The organism is Thermoanaerobaculia bacterium (assembly GCA_018057705.1).
Classification (GTDB): Bacteria; Acidobacteriota; Thermoanaerobaculia; order Multivoradales; family JAGPDF01; genus JAGPDF01.
Genome location: JAGPDF010000044.1, coordinates 18,819 through 37,558, shown reverse-complemented (window position 1 = coordinate 37,558; position 18,740 = coordinate 18,819). Strand labels below are relative to the sequence as shown.

Here is an 18,740-nt window from a genome sequence, read left to right as displayed (position 1 = left end):
CGCTTCTCCGCTCCACGCTCGCGCGCGTGGTCGACCAGGATCCGGCGGATCAGCCGCGCCGTCACCGCGAAGAACTGGCGTCGGTTCTCCCATCGGGCCCGGTCCTGGCCGGCGAGCTTGATGTAGAGCTCGTGCACGACCGCGGTCGGTGTGAGCGTCGAGCCCGCCGGCTCGGCGCGCGCCTGGCGCCCGGCAATGGCGCGCAGCTCCGCATAGACCAGCGGCACGAGCTCGCCGAACGCGCCGTCGTCGCCCGCGCTCCAGGCATGGAGCAGGGTCGTGATGTGGCCCGCCTCAGCGGCGTGCCGCTCGTCCCCAGGCATTGTGGAGGGAGTCTATTCCCGATGTGCTCGCGCCGCCGATGATCCCGTTCTGCGCTCGAATCCGCGTCTGGATCAGGAGGTCGATCGTCATGAGGAGAGCTTCGTCCCACCGCCCGCTCCCGGAGCTCAGGGGCTCGTGGCCTCGCTGCCAAGCTGTCCTGCTCGCCCTGGCCGCGTTGTCAGGAGTTCTCGCCGCCGAATCGCTCGTGGCCGGCGGGGATCCGCCGAGCGCCTTGCCGATGGGAGACATGGTGCAGGTCAACCACATCTTCACCCTCGATGACCAGGACGCCCCCGCGATCGGGCCCGTGGGCGACGGCGGCTGGTTCGTCGTCTGGCGCGACCGGAGCGACACGAACGACCGGCTGCGCTCGCGGAGGCTCGATCGCGCCGGCCAGCCGATCGGCTCGGAGATCCTGGTGGTCTGGTCGCCCCTGGGCATCGGCCACCCGGAGGTGGCGCGCCTCGACGACGGGCGCTCGATCGTCGTCTGGCCGGAGAGCCTGCCCAACCTTGCGGTGTCCAGGCTCGGCGGCCAGGGGGTCCGCGGCAGCTTCGTCAACCTCGACGGAGCGGCCTCCGGCTCGATCCTCGAGATCCGCGACGGCGAGAGCCCGCTCGAAGAGCTCGACGTCGCCTCCGCGCCCGGAGGCGGATTCGTCGTCACCTGGGTCGAATCGGCGACCGTCTGGATCCGGAGCTTCGACTCCCAGGGAGCCGCTCTCGCCGAAGCGGTGGCGGCCAGCACGCTCGGAGCCTCCGTGCGAACGCCGCGCATCGCCCGCCTCGAGGGCGGGAGGGGGCACGTTGTCGTTTGGGCTTCCAGCGCCTCGGCAGGCGGCGACGCTTCCGGAGAAAGCGTCCAATGGCGGCGCCTCGATGCCACGGGCGCGTTCGTGGGCCCGCAACAGCAGGTCAACAGCTTCACCTCCGGGAACCAGTGGTACCCCGATGTCGCTTCGAGCAGCGACGGTGGCTTCGCCGTCATCTGGCACAGCCTCCCGGCCGCTCCGGTCCGCGCGCCGGAGGGTGAACCGATCGGCGACGGCATCGACCTGCGCTTCTTCGCCGCCGACGGGTCCCCTCGCGGCCTGGAGACGACGATCAACTTCGCCCCCGGCTACGCCGTCGCCAAGCCGGCGCTGGTTCGCGGTCCGGACGGCGACCTCACGGCAACCTGGCTCTTGACGTCCGACACGGTCCAGGCTCGGCGCCTCGTCGATCGGCACGCTCTCGGCCCGGAGATCTGGATCGCGGGCTCGCTCTCCTCCAGCTGGGCCGATGTGCCCGCCATCGCAGTCGATGCGGAGGGCGACTTCGCGGTCGCCTGGCAGAGGACTGGAGGATCGCACGGGGGCGACGAGGACGGCGCCTCCGTACACGCACGCTCGTACACGATCGGCAGGGTCGGCCACTGGCGGTGCGAAGAGGGCGCCGGGACGGAGGCGTCCGATCTCGCCGGGATCCACGCCGACGACGCCCTGCTCACCGGCGACGGCATCGACTGGTCGTGGGGCAGGCCCGGACGCGGTGCGGTCACCTTCGCTGGACTCGCTCCCCTCATCGGCTGGGCGGACATCGCGCCATCGATCGATCTCGACATCACTGACGCCGGGGTGACACTCACCGCCTGGCTCTACCTCGAAACCCCGCCAAGTAATCTCGCCGAGCCGTTCGCCTCGATCTACGACGCCGCCCAGGACAACTATGTGTTTTACCTCGATCGCGACAACGCGGAGCTGCGCTTCAAGGTCACCGACGCCGACGGCACCGCCGAGCGACCCGGAATTCCCGAGGCCCTTCTGCCTCTCCATCGCTGGTTTCACGTCGCCGGCGTCTATCGCGGCGACTCCGAGGCAGCCGAGATCTACCTCGATGGAACGCTCGTCGACACGCACCTCAATGCCGCACTCGGCGAGCCCGTGCGCTCGGTGCCGGCACAGGTTGCGGCGCTCGGCAGGGACGGGGTAAACGACCGCTACTACTTCGACGGCCGCATCGACGAGGTCGAGGTCTGGCGGCGCGCGCTCACGACGGACGAAATCCGCCTCTTTCGCGGACCGTTCCTCTACGGCGACGGCTTCGAGCGCGGCAGCATCCTCGGTTGGTCGTCGGTCGTGCCTTGAGCGGCTAGCGCCTCGCGCCGCGGGCTCAGGGGCGCGGCGGCGAGGCCGGCGAGCGATCCCAGCCGATGAGAACCTCGACCTGGCGCATCGCCGGCACGTCGGTGCGGCGGGTGACGAGCGCGAGGCGTCCGCCGGGGCCGGTGTCGTAGTTGCGGAACGGCGCGGTGCGCAGGATGTAGGGCCCGCGGCGGAGCTCGCGCGGCGTCGCCGAGCGGAAGGCGCCTCCGGTCTCGATGTCGACCGCGAGGAGGGTGTCCCCCTTGACGTAGAGGACGCTCTTGCCATCGCGCGTCCAGACCGGCATCTGGCCGCCCTCGGTCGAGATCTGCCACTTGCCGCCGCCTTCGGGATAGGTCGAGATGAAGATCTCATCGACCCCCGTTTCGATCGAAGTGTAGGCGAGGAAGCGGCCGCTGGGGTCGAAGGCGGCGCTGTACTGACCTCCCGGTGCGGCTACGATCCGGCGGCTCTCGCTGCCGTCGATCGGTACGTGGTAGAGCCCGAGCTCGCCGCGCAAGTCGGTGCCGATGATCGCCTGGCCGTCGGGCGTCCAATCCGCCGCCGAGGCCAGGTCCTGGCCGTCCCAGACGAGCTCTTCCCCGGCGGAACCGTCGACGCGCTTGCGGAAGACCTTGCTGGAGCGGTCCGCCGTACCCCCGGTATAGGCGATCCACTCGCCGTCCGGCGACCAGCTGGCGATCGCCGAACCGGCGACGAAAGAGACCCGCGACATCCGCTGCGGAGCGAGGTCGTAGCGCCAGAGCTCGTCGTCGGCACCCTGGCCCGACCCGACATCGAGGAGGAGCGAACGGCCGTCGGGCGAAAAGCGCGGATACCAGAACCGCTTCTCCGGCAGCGGCAGGCGGGACGAGGCGCCGTCCGCTTCGACGATCACCACCGTCGTCTCCTCGACCAGCGCCTCGGTCGGCACGTAGGCGAGACTCCCGCCTTCGCCCCCGGCAAAAAAGCCGGCGCCGCTGGAGGGCTCGCCGCCGACGTTGTCGAGTACCACTCTCTCCTCGCCGAGGACCTCGGCGTGCAACGGATCGAAAGGCAGCGCGAGAAGCGCCCCGCGGCGCTGCACGAGCAGCGTCCCGGGCGGCGCGAAGCGCGCCATCCAGGCGCCGTCGAAAACCGGCTTGCGCTCGCCACTCTGAAGGTTCACGGCGTCGATGCGCGAGTCGTCGTAGAAGTTCGGGCTGTTCGAGACGCCGACGGTGAACAGCACCCAGGGCGTTCCGGGAATCGCGGTCGGCCAGCGATGGCTGCGCTCGGTTCCTTTCGGGTCGAGAGTCGTCAGCGGCTCCGACCGCCCTCCGGCCTCGCGCACTTTCTGAAGCCCGGTGTTGAAAGTCTGCGTATAGACGATCCAGCCGCCGTCCGTCCAGGTGGCGCCGCGATTGGCGTTGACCGAAGTGACGTCGATCACCGGTCCGCCGGCGAGCGCGACCTTGCGGATCCTGCCCCTGTCGAAGAAGCCGAGCGAGCGGCCGTCCGGCGAGAAGAATGGGTGCGAGGCGCCGAGGGTGCCGGCGATCGGCACCACCTCGGCGAGGTCGATGCGGCGCAGGAAGAGCTGGCGGCCGTCCGGACCTTCGGCTTCGAATGCCACCGCGCTGCCGTCGCGAGCGAGATCGAGGATCGGAGCGTCGCCGGCGGCGAGAACGTGACCCGCGGGCGGCGCTACGGCGACGGCGATCTGCCGCCCGGTCGCGGCCGATCCGGAGTCGGGGAGGGATCCTGTTCCCTGGATTTTCACGATCAGGGCAACGATCGCGAGAGCGGCGACCGTCGCGAGGGCCGCGGCCAGCCAGGGCCACCACCGTGCCATCGATGAGCCCTGCGAAACCGTCATGGCGTGACTGTGCGAACTTGTGGAAACCGGGAAGCCGCCGGCTGCGGCCCCGGCTTCACTCGCCGCGGCGATCGCCGCGGTGAGAACGATGCGCGCTTCGCCGATGTCGCGCAGCCGCGTCTTCGGATCGCGCTCCAGACAGCGCTTAACGAGCTGGCGGACGGCCGCTGGCGTCGAAGCGGGGAGGGCGACGAGGTCGAGCGGCTGGTGGAATACGGCGCCGAGGGTCTCGGCCACGCTCTCGGCCTCGAACAGCCGCCGACCGGCGAGCATCTCCCAGAGCAGGACGCCGAAGGCCCAGATGTCGGTCCGGCGGTCGATTGGCTTTCCCGCCGCCTGCTCGGGCGACATGTACGCCGCCGTGCCGAGGATGACCCCCATCTGCGTCCCGTGCGCCGCGGTGAGGGTGGGTGAGTTCGCGAGAGTCGGCGAGCGCGCCAGATCGGCCGCAGAAGCGGAACCGGGAGTCGCCTCCATCGCCTTGGCCAGGCCGAAGTCGAGGACCTTGGCCCTTCCTTCACTGGAAGCCTTGATGTTCTGGGGCTTGAGATCGCGATGCACGATCCCCTTGTCGTGGGCCTCTTCGAGCGCCTGCGCGATCTGCAGCGCGAAGGAAAGGCTCTCAGTAGGGGGAAGAGGCCCGGATTCGAGGCGTTCGGCGAGCGTCGGGCCGGGGACGAGCTCCATGACGAGAGCGTGCGTCGCGCCGCTGGTCTCGAGCCCGAAGATCTGGGCGATGTTCGGGTGGTTCAACTGCGCGAGGAGCTGCGCCTCGCGCTCGAAGCGCGCCAGGCGCTCCCTGTCTTCGGTGAAGGCAGGGGGCAGAACCTTGATCGCGACTTCGCGCTTCAGCCGGGTGTCGGTCGCCCGATAGACCTCGCCCATGCCGCCTTCGCCGAGCTTGGCGGTGATCTCGTAGGGGCCGAGCTTCGTTCCGATCATCGGCGTGGTCCCGACACGCCCTCGCCCAAGCGGTACCAGCGCAGCTTCTGCAGGACGACGTCCTCGGGCGAAGCGAACGGCAGCCAGGTCCCCGGCGCGAGCTCGATCGATTGACGGCGGGCGAACTGCTCCCGGCCGAAGGCGTCCCGAGCCGCGAGGTAGATGTCCGCCTTGAAGCCGTCGCGCAGGTCGACCTCGTTCGGCTCGCGGCCGGTCGTCACGAGCGGCCGGGGTCCCAGCCGAAGGCGTGGACCATCTGCTCACGGCTCAGGCGGAGCGCGAACAGCCGCAACCGGGCCTCGGCCTCCGGCAGGTCCCCATGGCGCGAACGGATTCCAGCCCGGGCGAGATCGTCGAGTGCGTCATTCAGCTCTGCCGCTGCGGTGAGGCGGCCGCGCGGACCCATCTCGCGAAACAGCCGCACCTGGATCGCTTCGATCTCCGGCGGAGTGTCCACAAACTGGGTGCGCACCGAGCCGATTCTAGCGGCAGTCGTGCCACCCTCGCCGGTCCTGGCGGAGATCTCGCAAGGGCCGAGGCGGGTTTCGAGCTTCATTCCCGAGCCTGCGATTCCGGCGGCGCGGGTACGAGCGTGAGGTCGAACTTGCGAGCCAGCGGCTCGAAATGTCTGCGATCGGAAGTTGCGATGCGTTTCACTCCGGTCGACTCGGAGAGAGCCACGAGTGCGCTGTCGACGAAGCCCAGATCGAGCTCGGCGAACTGTTCGTCGAGCTCGCGGATGCGGCCCACGCGCTCCTGCGGGAGATCGACCAGCAGGAAGCTCGCTTCGACGAGCCCGCGGTAGAACTGCTGCCGCGCGGCTCGACCCAGTCGGGTTCCGAGCAGGTGATCGACTTCCGGCACGACCGGCGAGGGCAGGAGGAGACCGCCGAGCTCGGCAGTGATCAACCCGACGGCCGCTCGGTGCCAGCGGTCGCTTCGGTCGTAGTAGGCGTAGAGAATTCCGCTGTCGAGGAGAACCGCCACTCAGTGACTCACGCCGAAGCCGGTTGCGGCGAGGATCTCCTCGCTCCGGTCCGCGGTGTCGGAGTGGCCGCTCGAAAACTCACCCGCCCCCGGCGGAAGGTCCGGACGGGTGCGAACGAGGTACTCCCTCACAGCCTCGCGAATCAGCTCCGCCATCGGTTGATTGCGGCGCAGCGTCTCCGCCTTCAGAAGCGCCTCGAGCTCGGGATCGAAGTAGATCGTCGTTCGCTTCACGAGCGTGATGTTAACATAAGCATCTGCATCCGGGCGCCGCCTCGCGCCTGCGCCGGGCGGCGGTAGCGCGATTGGCCGTTCCCATCTCGGTGCCGCCGAGGCTGGCGGTGGTCGCGCCGGGGCCCGGGTGGAACTCGATCATCGCTGTGGGCCCTGCTGCAGCCGCTCGCGCCACCCGAGAACGACCCGGATCGGTTCTCCCGGGGAAGCGAAGTTCCGGTTCAGCAGGAAGCGTTGGCCGTCGGCGGTGACGTCGAACTGGCGGTCCGCCGCCTCTTCGAGTCCGCCCTGGAAGAGCGGCACGCCCACTCCGATCTGCGGTGGATCCGAGGGCTCGAACGGGACGGCGACGATGCGCCCGCCGTCGTCGACGTAGAAGAGCTCCCGGCCGTCGCCGCGCCAGGCCGGGGACACGCCACCGTCGATGGAGACCCGAACGGGCGAATTGGAGGGTTCGTCGAGCCGGCGGACGTAGACCTCCATGCGCCCCGTGGCGTCCGACGCATAGGCGATCCAACGCCCGTCGAGCGTAGCGACCGCGCCCCACTCCGACGCCTGCTCGGAGCCGAGGAGTTTCGGGGGCGCCTGCGTCGCCAACGACCGCCACCAGATCGAACCCCTGCCCGAGGCATCGAAGCGCTGCTCGAGCAGTCCGGTCCCGTCGGTCAGCCAGGCGCTGGGCGCCAGGAAACCGTCGTCGGAAAACCACCGGCTCTCGCTGCCCGGCCGCCCTACGTCCATGCGATAGATGCCGCTCGTCCCGGCGGGTCCGACTCGCCCGAAGGCGAGCTCACGTCCGTCGGGCGACCAGACCGGCAGCGTGTCGTCGCCGGACTCGCCGTTGGTGAGCCGCGTCGAATAGCGCCGCGCCAGATCGTGGATCCAGATTCCGCCGCTGGTGGCGCCGACTTCGTAGTAGGAGACCGCGACCCTCTTGCCGTCGGGAGAGAGGACCGGTGCGTAGTGCCAGTTCCGGTCGTCATCGTTCAGCTGTCCCGACTCCACACCCCGGCGGTCGACCCAGACGAGGCGCGTGCCGTTGCGCTTGTCCGCCCGATAGGCGAGGACGCCGTTCGCCGAGACGGCGAGAGACCGCTGGCCGGAGACACTGACGCTGCCTGGGAGGGAAACGCCCAGGCTGAGGGTATCGCCGACGAGCTCTTCCTTCCCGTCATCGAAGCGTTGCGCGACCAGTGCATCGCCCTGGACGAAGATGAGGAAGCCCGGAGCGGCGTAGAACGCGGAGGATGTCACCGGGCCGAGCCTCTTCGCCTCGAGCGAACCGAGCCGCCCGAGATAGGCCGTGCCCGGTTCGATCCCGGTGCCTGTCGAGGCGAAGAAGAGGAAGCGCTCGCCGTCGGGGAGAAAGCTCGGGAAGCGCTGCGTACCGATATCGGTTCCGGCGGGAATCCGCGACGCCGGCACGGCCTCGCCGCCGGACGCCGGGATGACGAAGAGCGTCCCGGTGAAGGTCGGCGCGAACACGATTCGATCGTCCGCGCTCCACGCCCCGCCACGGGCGTCCTGCGTCGAACCCGTCTCGGCGACGACGCGCGGCGAGCCGCCGAGGAGATCGATCACCTTGAGCCGGCGCTGCGCGAAGAAGCCGAGCCGGCGACCGTCGGGCGACCAGAACGGAAAACGTGCGTCGACTGTCCCCGGCAGCTCCTTCGCCTCGGTCGAGCCGAGCGCCCTCACCCAGAGCGCCGTGCGCCCGTCTTTGCCGCGCGCCACGAAGGCGAGCTGACGTCCGTCCGACGACAGCGCGAGCCCGCTCACCATCGTCGTCGCGAGGGGCGTGGCGATCTCGAACTCGGCATGCACCGCGGCGCCCTGCGTCGCGACCTCCGGAGGCGCGGCGGCGCGGAAGGCGAGCGCGCCGAGTCCGAGGCCGACGCCGAGCGCCCCGGCCGCCAGCCCCCACGTCCAGCCGCGCGTCCGGGCGGCCGGTCTCGCTTCTGCCGCGAGTGGCAGCACCTCCTCGGGTCCGCCGCCGAGCACCTCGTCGAGCACGATGCGCGCGTCGGCGATGTCGTGCAGGCGGTTCTTCGCGTTGCGCTCGAGGCAGCGGCGCAAGAGGCTGCGAATGGCGACCGGAGTCCCGGCGGGCAGCGCCCGCCAGTCGATCTCGCTCTTGAGCACGCCGGCGAGGGTGTCGGAGACCGTGGGCCCGGCGAAGAGCGAGCGGCCGGTGAGCATCTCGTACAGCACCACACCGAAGGCCCAGATGTCGGCCCGCTTGTCGACCGCGGCGCCGCGTGCCTGCTCGGGAGCCATGTACGCCGCGGTACCCAGGATCACTCCGAGCTGGGTGCCGTGCACCGCGGTGAGGGTCGGCGAATTCAGGATCGTGGGAGAGCGCGCGAAATCGGCGGCCGATGATCCGGAGCCCGTCGCATCCATTGCTTTGGCCAGGCCGAAGTCGAGGACCTTGGCCCTTCCTTCACTGGAAGCCTTGATGTTCTGGGGCTTGAGATCGCGATGCACGATCCCCTTGTCGTGGGCCTCTTCGAGCGCCTGCGCGATCTGCAGCGCGAAGGAAAGGCTCTCAGTAGGGGAAAGAGGCCCGGATTCGAGGCGTTCGGCGAGCGTCGGGCCGGGGACGAGCTCCATAACGAGAGCGTGCGTCGCGCCGCTGGTCTCCAATCCGTAGATCTGTGCGATGTTGGGATGGTTGAGCTGGGCGAGGAGCTGCGCTTCGCGTTCGAACCTCGCGAGGCGCTCCCTGTCTTGCGTGAACGCCGCCGGCAGGACCTTGATCGCCACCTCGCGCCTGAGGCGCGAATCGGTCGCACGGTAGACCTCCCCCATGCCGCCTTCGCCGAGCTTGGCGGTGATCTCGTAGGAACCGAGCCGTTGTCCGATCAATTCACCGTTGATCCTACCCGACCCCGGACCGCACTGTCGGCTTCCGCCTCCAGCTGTGCCGGGCCGTGGCGCCACACTCCTGGGCGGTCAGTCGGCTTCGGGATCGAGCAGCGGATTACGCACGGGCAGATCGCGGAAGCGGCCGAAATCGCGGTCGGCGCTCCAGAGCTCGCTGACGCCGTGCGAGAGGCAGAGGGCGGCGACGCGGGCGTCGTGGACCTGTGGGCCGGCGATCTTGCCGCGGATGAGGAGCGTGGCGAGGACCTCCCAGTGATCGTGCCCTTCCTGGAGCAGCACGAGACTCGGCGATTCCAGCCAGGCGTTCACCTGGTCGATCGCCTGGGCGAGCGGGGTGGGCGGATCGTAGATGCGCGGGTGAGTCACGATGGCGAGAAACTCGTGCAGGCAGGGCCACGGCAGGGCCCAGGCGGTTCGCCCGGTGGCGAGGTCGCGCACCCGCCTCTTTGCCGGTCGATGCCAGGGAGAATCGGCGCGGTGGGCGTAGACCAGGAGATTGGTATCGAGGGCGATCACTCTTCGCGGCCGCCGCCGCGAGCGCCGTACGCCAGCTCGCGCAGTCGGTCCCAGGAGGCGCTCTCCATCTCCGGCCGCAGGCCGCGGCCTTCGAAGCTCGCGTCGCGAAGCGCGAAAGGAGTGGAGCGAGCCCGTTCGCGCAGCTCACGGCGGAGTCCGGCTTCGACCAGCGCCTTGACCGTCGTGGCGCGAGCTGCGGCAACCCGTCGCGCCTCTTCCAGCAGGGTGTCGGGAAGGTCGAAGGTCGTCTTCATACTGCCAGCAATATAGCGGAATATTGCCGAGAGTGCGAGCTTTCTCGTGCCCAAGCCGGGTAGAAAGTGCGGTGGTGGGGGCCGTCGGCTGCGTGTAGGGTCGAAACCGGCCCACAGTGCTCGGGCCCTACGAGGAGGCGGACTGCTGCCCTTTCCCTGGACTGAACTCGCGAGCCGGATCTTCCGCCGCGCGCCGGCGGAGCTCGACCGGCCGTTCCGGGACGAACTGTCGAGCATCGAGCAGCTCGAAGAGCGCGCCAAAGCGCTGGCGGCCCGATTCACCGTCGATCCGGCGCCCGGGCGGAGCGCGCAGCGGAACTACCCGCGCCTGGAGGACAATGCACGGTTCCTCGAAGCCGCCTACCGGCTGATGGCCGACGACGTTCATCGCGGCGAGTTCGTCACCCAGGCCGGCGAGTGGATTCTCGACAACTACCACGTCGTCTCGTCCGAGATCCGCGGCATCCGGCAGGACCTGCCGCGCGGGTATTTTCGCGAGCTTCCGAAGCTCGCACTGCGCGAGCTGCGCGGCACCGCGCGCATCTATGCACTTGCCGTCGAGCTCATCCGCCACAGCGACAGCAAGCTCGAGCGGTCCCACCTTGTCCGCTTCCTCAACAGCTTCCAGACCGTCGCGCCGCTCACCATCGGCGAGCTCTGGGCCTGGCCGAGCATGCTGCGGCTCGGCCTGATCGAGAACCTGCGCCGCCTCGCCGCCCGCACGCTCGAGGCGCGCGCCGCCCGGCGCGCCGCGAACAGCTTCGTCGACCACATCGACGAGAGCGGTCACGGGGCGCTGCCGAGACTGCCGCCCAGCCTCCATACGGCCTACATCGTCCAGTTGCTCCAGCGGATCCGCGAAGGGGGGCCGCGCCTCACCGCGGTGCGCGGCGCCATCGACGCCTATCTCGAGGAGCAGCAGTCGAGCGCCGAAGAGGTCATCCGGGCCGAGCACCAGCAGCAGGCGGCCGCCCAGGTTTCGATCGGCAACGTGATCGGCAGCCTGCGCTTCGTGGCGACGCTCGACTGGAGCGCCTACTTCGAGGCGGTGAGTCTCGTCGATCGCGCTTTGCAGCAGGACCCGGCGGCAGCCTACGGGCGCATGGACTTCCTCTCCCGGGACCGCTATCGCCAAGCGGTGGAGGAGCTCGCCGAGAGAAACGGCGATGCGCAGATGCGAGTGGCCCTTCGGGCGGTCGAGAGCGCGCGCCAGGCGGCCGAGCACCTCGCCGCGGAAAGCGCCGCGGGCGCTGCAGGAAGCCGCGCGAGCGACGACCGCGCGGCGCACGTCGGATATCACCTGGTCGGGCGCGGCCGCCTCGGTCTCGAATCCGACATCGCCCATCGCCCGCGGCTGCGTCTGCGAGCCCGCCGCTACGCCTTCGCGCACGCGACGGGGCTCTACCTCTCTTCGATCGCGCTGCTCACCGGCGGCCTCGTGGCGCTCGGGGTCGCCTACGCCCGGCGACAGGGTGCTGGCGTGGAGCTCGCGCTGCTGGCGGCGCTCCTCCTGTTCCTGCCGGCGAGCGAGCTCGCGATCGCGGTCGTTCAGCGGCTGGTCGCGCGCCTGGTTCCGCCGCGCCGCCTGCCTCGAATCGACACTTCCGCGGGCATTCCGCCGTCGGCACGCACTCTCGTCGTCGTTCCGACGCTCTTCAAGGACGTCGTCGGGGTCGAAGAGATGGTCGAGCACCTCGAGGTGCTCGCCCTGGGCAATACCGACCCCAACATCCACTTCGCGATCCTGAGCGATTTCACCGACGCTCCGCAGGCGGAAATGCCGGGCGACGCAGCGATCGTCGCGGCGGCGAAGGCGGGGATCGAGGCGCTCAACGCTCGTCATCCGGCGGTCTCCTGCGGCCGGTTCTTCCTCCTGCATCGCCCTCGCCTGTGGAATCCGGGCGAAGGGGCATTCATGGGTTGGGAGCGCAAACGCGGCAAGCTGGAGGAGCTCAATCGCCTGCTGCGCGGTGCCACCGACACGAGCTTCAACCTCGTGGTCGGAGAGCGGGATCTGCTGCCGGGCGTGCGCTACTGCATCACCCTCGACTCCGACACCCGCCTGCCCCGCGAAGCGGCGCGCGCGCTCATCGGCATTATCGTGCACCCCCTGAATCGGGCGCGCATCGATCACGCTCTCGGCCGCGTGGTCGAAGGCTACGGCATCCTGCAGCCCCGGGTCAGCGTCACCATGGCGAGCGCCGCCGGTTCGCTCTTTGCGCGGCTCTACGCCGGTCACACCGGCGTCGACCCCTACACCACGGCGGTGTCGGACACCTACCAGGATCTCTTCGCCGAGGGGATCTTCACCGGCAAAGGGCTCTACGACGTCGACGCCTTCAGCGCGGCGCTCGAAGGCCGGGTGCCCGAGAACGCGCTGCTCTCGCACGACCTGTTCGAGGGGATCTACGCCCGTACGGCGCTGGTCACCGATGTCGAGCTGGTGGACGACTATCCGGCGAGTGTCCTGACCCACGCCCGGCGGCAGCATCGCTGGGTGCGCGGCGACTGGCAGATTCTGCGCTGGCTGTTCCCGTTCGTGCGCAACCGGGCCGGCGGCGTCGAGCGCAATCGCCTGCCGCTCATCGCGCGCTTCAAGATCCTCGACAATCTCCGCCGTAGCCTCGTCCCGCCGGTGACGGCGGCGCTCCTCGTGGCGGGCTGGTCGTTGCTGCCGGGCGCGGCGCTGGCTTGGACCGTCTTCGTGGTTCTCGCCCTGGCCTTTCCGGTTTACCCGTTGCTCGCGGCGTCGCTCGGCGGACCCGAGCGCCACGAGCCCTGGCGGGTCTTCTTCCGGCGAGTCGGCAGCGCGCTCGCGACCGAAGCGGCCCGACTCGCCCTGCAGATCGCCTTTCTGGCCTACCAGTCCTGGCAGATGGCGCACGCCATCGTCGTCACGCTCTTTCGCCTCGGCTTCACGCGCCGCAGGCTCCTCGAATGGGAGACCTCTGCGGCGAGTGCCGCGCGCGACGATCGGACCCAGGGTGGCGCGCGCGCCGCCCCGGCCGGCAGGGGTGCGCTCGCCTGGCGGTTCTGCCGCCAGATGGCGTCGAGCTCCTGGGGCGCGCTCACCGCTCTGGCGCTGGTCGCGACGTTGCACCCGGCCGCGCTCCCGGTCGCCGCTCCCATCCTGCTTCTGTGGCTGCTCGCGCCGCTCCTCGCTTACTGGCTGAGCCGTCCGGTTGCGCCGCCGGAGATCGAGCTCGGTCCCGAGGATCGGCTCTACCTCGAAGGAGTGGCGCGCAATACCTGGCGCTTCTTCGCCACCTTCGCTGGCCCTGAGGACAATGGCCTGCCGCCGGACAATTTCCAGGAGGTGCCGGAGCCCCGCATCGCCCACCGCACTTCGCCGACGAACATCGGGATGGGGTTGCTCGCGACGCTCGCGGCGCGGGATCTGGGGTTCATCGGCATCGACGAGCTCGTCCTTCGCACCGCCAGGGCGCTCGACGCGATGGAGCGGCTGGAGCGCCACAAGGGGCATCTGCTGAACTGGTACGACTCACGGACCCTGTTGGCGCTCGAGCCGCGATACGTTTCGACGGTCGACAGCGGCAATCTCTCGGGCGCGCTCCTCTGCCTTGCCGAAGGGTTGCGCCAGGCGGCGAGCGCCGAGAGGGAGGCGGCGGACCGCAAAGCGCAGCTTTGCAGCCTCGCCGCCCGCGCTGCGGCCTTCGCCGACGGCATCGACTTCACCTTCCTCTACGATCGCGAGCGGGGCATTTTCTCGATCGGCTATCGTCTGGCCGAAGCGGAGGCCCCGGGGCGGCTCGATCCGTCGTTCTACGATCTCCTGGCCTCCGAGTCCCGCCTCGCCAGCTTCATCGCGATCGCCCGCGGCGACGTGCCGCAGTCACACTGGTTCCATCTCGGGCGCCTGGTGACGAGCGTCGACGGTTCTCCGACGCTCCTGTCGTGGAGCTCGACGATGTTCGAGTACCTCATGCCGCAGCTCTTCATGCGCAGCTACGCGCAGACGCTGCTCGAGCGAACGTGCCGGATGGCGGTGCGGATGCAGCGGCGCTACGCGGGCGAGCGCGGCGTGCCCTGGGGAATCTCCGAGTCGGCGTTCAGCGCGGTGGACCGCCACGACACTTATCAGTACCAGGCGTTCGGGGTTCCCGGGCTCGGCCTGAAGCGCGGTCTCGGCGACGACCTGGTGATCGCGCCCTACGCAACGGCGCTCGCCGCGATGGTCGAGCCGGCGGCGGCGGCGCGCAACTTCCGCCGCCTGGCCGGGCTGGGGCTCGAAGGCGAGTTCGGCTTCTACGAGGCGGTCGACTACACGCCGCGCGGCGGTGGCCTGCCGGGCGAGTCCGAAGGCGAGAGCGATAGCGGGGGCGGCAGCCGGCCGCAGCGCCGGGAAGGCGAGATCATCCGCACTTACATGGCGCACCACCAGGGAATGACCCTGGTCGCGCTCGCCAACGTCCTGCTGGGTCAGCCGATGGTCGAGCGCTTTCACGCCGATCCGCGGGTGCGCGCCACGGAGTTGCTGCTCCAGGAGCGAATCCCCCGCCAGGCGCCGGTGACGCAGCCGCGCCCCGCCGAAGCGACGCGGGCCTCCATGCCGGCTCCGGCGGTGATGCTGCGACGCTTCCGCACGCCGCACACCACCTTCCCGCACGCCCAGTTCCTGTCGAACGGCAGCTACACGGTGGTGGTCACCAACGCCGGTGGTGGAGCGAGCTTTCACCGCGGACTGGCGGTCACGCGGCATCGCGCCGATTCGACCTGCGACCCCGCCGGTCAGACGATCTACCTGCGCGACGTGCGCAGCGGCGCGGTGTGGGGACCGACCTTCCTGCCGACCCGATACGAGGCACCTGCGGACGCCAGCCCGAAGGACTACCTGGCCACCTTCCAGCCGGAGAAGGCCACCTTCCGGCGACGCGCGGAGGGCATCGCCACGCTGCTCGAGATCGCGGTGTCGACCGAGGACGATTTCGAGGTGCGGCGCCTGCGGGTCACGAACCATAGCGACCGTCCGCGTGAGATCGAAGTCACGAGCTATGCCGAGATCGTCCTGGCTTCGCCGGCAGACGACCTGGCCCACCCGGCGTTCGCCAAGCTATTCGTCGAGAGCGAGCTGCTCGGGGACGCCGCCGCCCTGCTCTTTCGCCGCCGCTCGCGAACGCCGACGGTGGGCGCGACCTGGGCCGTTCACGTGCTGGGGCTGGAAGGCCGGGCGCAGGGACCGGTGGAATGGGAGAGCGACCGCGCCCGATTCCTCGGCCGGGGACGCGATCTCTCGAATCCGGCGGCGCTCGACGGCCGGCCGCTCAGCGGCACGACCGGTGCCGTGCTCGACCCCGTCGCCTGCCTTCGTCAGCGTCTGCGCCTCGCGCCTGGGGCGTCGGCGCGCCTCACCTTTGCCACTGGCGTCGCGGGCAGCCGCGAGGACGCGGTCGCGCTCGCGCACAAGTACCACGACGCCGGCACCGGGGCCCGCACCTTCGCGCTGGCCTTCGCGCACGCCCACAGCGATCGGCGGCACCTCGGGGTGAGCGCCGACGAGGCCGTGCTGTTCGAACGACTGGCGTCGCGCGCCCTCTATGCCGACGGCTCCCTGCGGGCGCCGCGGCAGTCGCTGGCCGGCAACGTCCTCGGACAGGCGAGCCTCTGGCCGCACGCTGTCTCGGGCGACCTGCCGATCCTGCTGGTTCGGGTGGGGGAGGGCGACGACTTGCAATTGGCCCGCCAGGTCCTGCAGGCGCAGGAGTACTGGCGCCTCAAGGGGCTCGCCGCGGACGTCGTGCTGATCAACGACAACCCGGCGAGCTATCTCGACGAGATGCAGACGCAGCTCGAAGCGTTGCTCGACGACGGGCCCTGGCGCTCCTGGAGACACCGTTCCGGCGGAGCCTTCCTGCTGCGCGGCGGGAGCCTGGCGGAGGCGGAGCGCGCGCTTTTTGCGGCGGCTGCGGCCGCCGTCCTCGACAGCGGTCGCGGGTCGCTCGCCCAGCATCTCGACCGGCCGGATCCCCCTCTGCCCGCCTTCCCGGCCCAGCGTCTCGAGGTGCAGGCGCGAAGGGACGAGAGTGGTGGCGCCGAGAGGAGCGCTCGATCGCCCGAACTCGCCGGCGAGGCGGAGCGCCGGCGAGGGGCCGAGCCGCTGCTCCTGGCCAACCATCTCGGCGGCTTCGTGGAGGGTGGCAGGGAGTACCGCATCGTGCTCGATGGCGACCGCGAAACACCGTTGCCATGGACGAACGTGATCGCCAATCCGGACTTCGGGACGATCGTGAGCTCCTCGGGCTCGGCCTTCACCTGGTCGATGAACAGTCGGGAAAACCGGCTGACGCCGCACGCTGGCGATTCGGTCAGCGATCCGACGGGCGAGGCGATCTACCTGCGGGACGAGGACAGCGGAGCCCTCTGGACGCCGACGCCGGGACCGATGCGCTATCGCGGAGCGGCCGGGCCTTCCGGCCTGGCGCACGCAGGGGGGATGCGGACGGAGGCTCGATGGACCGTCCGGCACGCCGCGGGCATCACCCGCTTCTCCCGCCTCGCGGAGGGCATCCGGCACGAGCTCGAGATCTTCGTGCACCGGACCGAACCGGTGAAGTTCTCGCTGCTCACGCTCACCAATGAAAGCGACCGGCCGCGGCGCCTCCGCGCCTTCGCCTACTGCGAATGGGCTCTCGGTCCGCCGTCTCCGGACCAGCACCGACAGGTGATCACCGAGCTCGACAGCGAGACCGGAGCGGTGCTGGCGAGGAACCCGTTCGGGCGCGATTTCGCCAGGCGGGTCGCTTTTCTCTCGACGAGCGAGGCACAGCGGGGGGCGAGCGGCGACCGCGCTTCGTTTCTGGGACGCAACGGCTCGCTCGCCGCACCGGCGGCCCTCGCACTGGCCGAGCTCGCGGGCGACTTCGGCGCCGGCCTCGATCCCTGCGCGGCGCTCGCGGTCGACCTCGAGCTCGCGCCGGGCGAGGTGCGCTACCTCGTCGTCCTGCTCGGAGAAGGCGACGACGCGGCGCATGCTCGCGCGCTCATCGCCCGACATGGCACGGTCGCCGCCGCCGAGGTCGCCCGCGACGGCGCTCTCGCCGCCTGGGACGAGATGCTGGGGAGGATCGAGGTGAAGACGCCGGACGATTCGTTCGACGTGATGATGAACCGGTGGCTGCTCTACCAGACGCTCGGTTGCCGCATCTGGGCGCGGTCGGGTTACTCCCAGCCGGGCGGCGCCTTCGGATTCCGCGATCAACTGCAGGACACGCTGGCGCTGCTCTTCACCCGGCCGGATCTCACACGGGAGCACCTTCTGCGCGCGGCGGCACGACAGTTCGTGGAGGGCGACGTCCAGCACTGGTGGCACCCGCCCGGGGGCCAGGGAACGCGAACACGCTGCTCGGACGACCTCCTCTGGCTGCCGTTCGCCGTCGCGCATTACGTTCGTGCGACCGGCGATCTCGCGGTACTGGAGGAACGCGTGCCCTACCTCGCCGCCCCGGTGCTCGAGCCCGGAGTGGACGAGGCCTATTTCCTTCCCGGGCTCGCTGGCGAATCCGGCTCGCTGTTCGATCACTGCCTGCTGGCGATCGATCGCTCGCAGGCAGTGGGTGGCCACGGTCTCCCCCTGATGGGCAGCGGGGACTGGAACGACGGCATGAATCGGGTCGGGAGAGAGGGACGCGGCGAGAGCACCTGGCTCGGCTTCTTCCTCCACGGCATTCTCGGAGATTTCGCGGCTCTCTCCGCCGAGCGCGGCGACGAGGCGCGCGCCGAGCGCTATCGAACCCAGGCGGAGCGGCTCGTCAACGCCCTGGAGCTTGCCTGGGATGGCGAGTGGTACCGGCGCGGCTACTACGACGACGGTTCGGCGCTCGGGTCGGCGGCACGCGACGAGTGCCGGATCGACTCCCTGCCCCAATCGTGGGCGGTGCTCTCTGGGGCCGTCCCGTTGAAGTTTGCCGATCGCGCGCTCGACGCGGTGCGGGCGCACCTCGTCAAGCGCGGGACCTCCCAGGTGCTGCTGCTACAGCCGCCGTTCGACGTTTCGGCCCAGGACCCCGGCTACATCCGCGGCTATCCGCCCGGAGTGCGCGAGAACGGCGGACAGTACACCCATGCCGCCATCTGGGTCGTGATGGCCGTCGCGGCGCTGGGGAGCGGCGACGAGGCGGTCGAGCTCTTCCACATGCTCAATCCGATCAACCACAGCCGCAGCCGCGCCGACGTCGAGCGCTACAAGGCCGAGCCCTATGTGCTCGCGGGCGACGTCTACGCCCATCCCGAGCATGCCGGGCGGGGCGGCTGGAGCTGGTACACCGGCGCGGCAGGCTGGCTCTATCGCGCCGGGCTGGAGAGCATTCTCGGACTGCGCCTCGCAGGAAAGACGTTCGCTCTCGCCCCCTGCATCCCTGCGGCGTGGAGCGGCTTCTCGCTCACCTTCCGCTACGGCGGTTCGCGCTACGAGATCACCGTCGAGAATCCGCACCAGCGCTGCCGTGGCGTGGCGAGCGCACTGCTCGACGGCGTCCGCGTCGATCCGGCCGCCGTTCCCCTCGCCGACGACGGGGCGGTGCATCGTCTGGCCGTCGTCCTCGGTGAGGCCCAGGCGAGGTAGAGCCCTCCCGGCGAGTCGCCTCGCCGCCGCAAGGTCTCG

At 70.1% G+C, this 18,740-nt stretch carries 11 protein-coding genes; 2 read left to right on the top strand and 9 right to left on the bottom strand.

All coding sequences use genetic code 11. The features are described from left to right. Positions 1 to 323, bottom strand: a 323-nt coding sequence (locus tag KBI44_13945) for an RNA polymerase subunit sigma-70 (GenBank protein ID MBP9145583.1), incomplete at its 3' end; no start/stop codon positions are given. A gap of 89 nt (positions 324 to 412) precedes the next feature. On the opposite strand from KBI44_13945, the gene KBI44_13940 reads away from it, so the two are divergent. Next, positions 413 to 2,449, top strand: a complete 2,037-nt coding sequence (locus tag KBI44_13940) for a LamG domain-containing protein (protein ID MBP9145582.1) — start codon at positions 413 to 415, stop codon at positions 2,447 to 2,449. A gap of 25 nt (positions 2,450 to 2,474) precedes the next feature. Here the strand turns inward: KBI44_13940 and KBI44_13935 are convergent, their stop codons facing one another. The 8 genes from KBI44_13935 to KBI44_13900 all read right to left on the bottom strand — a co-directional run bounded on the left by KBI44_13935 (position 2,475) and on the right by KBI44_13900 (position 10,135). After that, complete coding sequence (locus KBI44_13935) at positions 2,475 to 5,246, bottom strand: serine/threonine-protein kinase (protein MBP9145581.1); 2,772 nt, start codon at positions 5,244 to 5,246, stop codon at positions 2,475 to 2,477. Further along, complete coding sequence (locus KBI44_13930; GenBank protein MBP9145580.1) at positions 5,243 to 5,467, bottom strand: hypothetical protein; 225 nt, start codon at positions 5,465 to 5,467, stop codon at positions 5,243 to 5,245. The genes KBI44_13935 and KBI44_13930 overlap by 4 nt, the downstream gene beginning before the upstream one ends. Further along, entirely contained in the window at positions 5,464 to 5,802 is a 339-nt protein-coding gene (locus KBI44_13925; protein ID MBP9145579.1) for a hypothetical protein, read from the bottom strand. The genes KBI44_13930 and KBI44_13925 overlap by 4 nt, the downstream gene beginning before the upstream one ends. Continuing rightward, positions 5,799 to 6,233 carry a PIN domain-containing protein gene (locus KBI44_13920; GenBank protein ID MBP9145578.1) on the bottom strand — a complete coding sequence of 145 codons (435 nt, stop codon included), beginning with the start codon at positions 6,231 to 6,233 and terminating at the stop codon, positions 5,799 to 5,801. The genes KBI44_13925 and KBI44_13920 overlap by 4 nt, the downstream gene beginning before the upstream one ends. Next, entirely contained in the window at positions 6,234 to 6,467 is a 234-nt protein-coding gene (locus KBI44_13915; GenBank protein MBP9145577.1) for a CopG family transcriptional regulator, read from the bottom strand. Positions 6,468 to 6,605: 138 nt separating this feature from the next. Next, the gene (locus KBI44_13910; protein ID MBP9145576.1) at positions 6,606 to 9,335 is read right to left on the bottom strand and encodes a serine/threonine-protein kinase; all 2,730 of its coding nucleotides are present in this window, start codon (positions 9,333 to 9,335) and stop codon (positions 6,606 to 6,608) included. A gap of 87 nt (positions 9,336 to 9,422) precedes the next feature. Continuing rightward, positions 9,423 to 9,869 (bottom strand): PIN domain-containing protein, encoded by a 447-nt coding sequence (locus tag KBI44_13905; GenBank protein MBP9145575.1) that lies wholly within the window; start codon positions 9,867 to 9,869, stop codon positions 9,423 to 9,425. Continuing rightward, positions 9,866 to 10,135, bottom strand: coding sequence for a DUF2191 domain-containing protein (locus KBI44_13900; GenBank protein MBP9145574.1), 270 nt, complete (start codon positions 10,133 to 10,135; stop codon positions 9,866 to 9,868). Before KBI44_13900 ends, KBI44_13905 begins: the two co-directional genes overlap by 4 nt. Positions 10,136 to 10,265: 130 nt before the next feature. Here KBI44_13900 and KBI44_13895 point away from each other — a divergent pair, with 130 nt between their 5' ends. After that, the gene (locus KBI44_13895; GenBank protein MBP9145573.1) at positions 10,266 to 18,701 is read left to right on the top strand and encodes a carbohydrate-binding protein; all 8,436 of its coding nucleotides are present in this window, start codon (positions 10,266 to 10,268) and stop codon (positions 18,699 to 18,701) included. Positions 18,702 to 18,740: the final 39 nt, after the last annotated feature.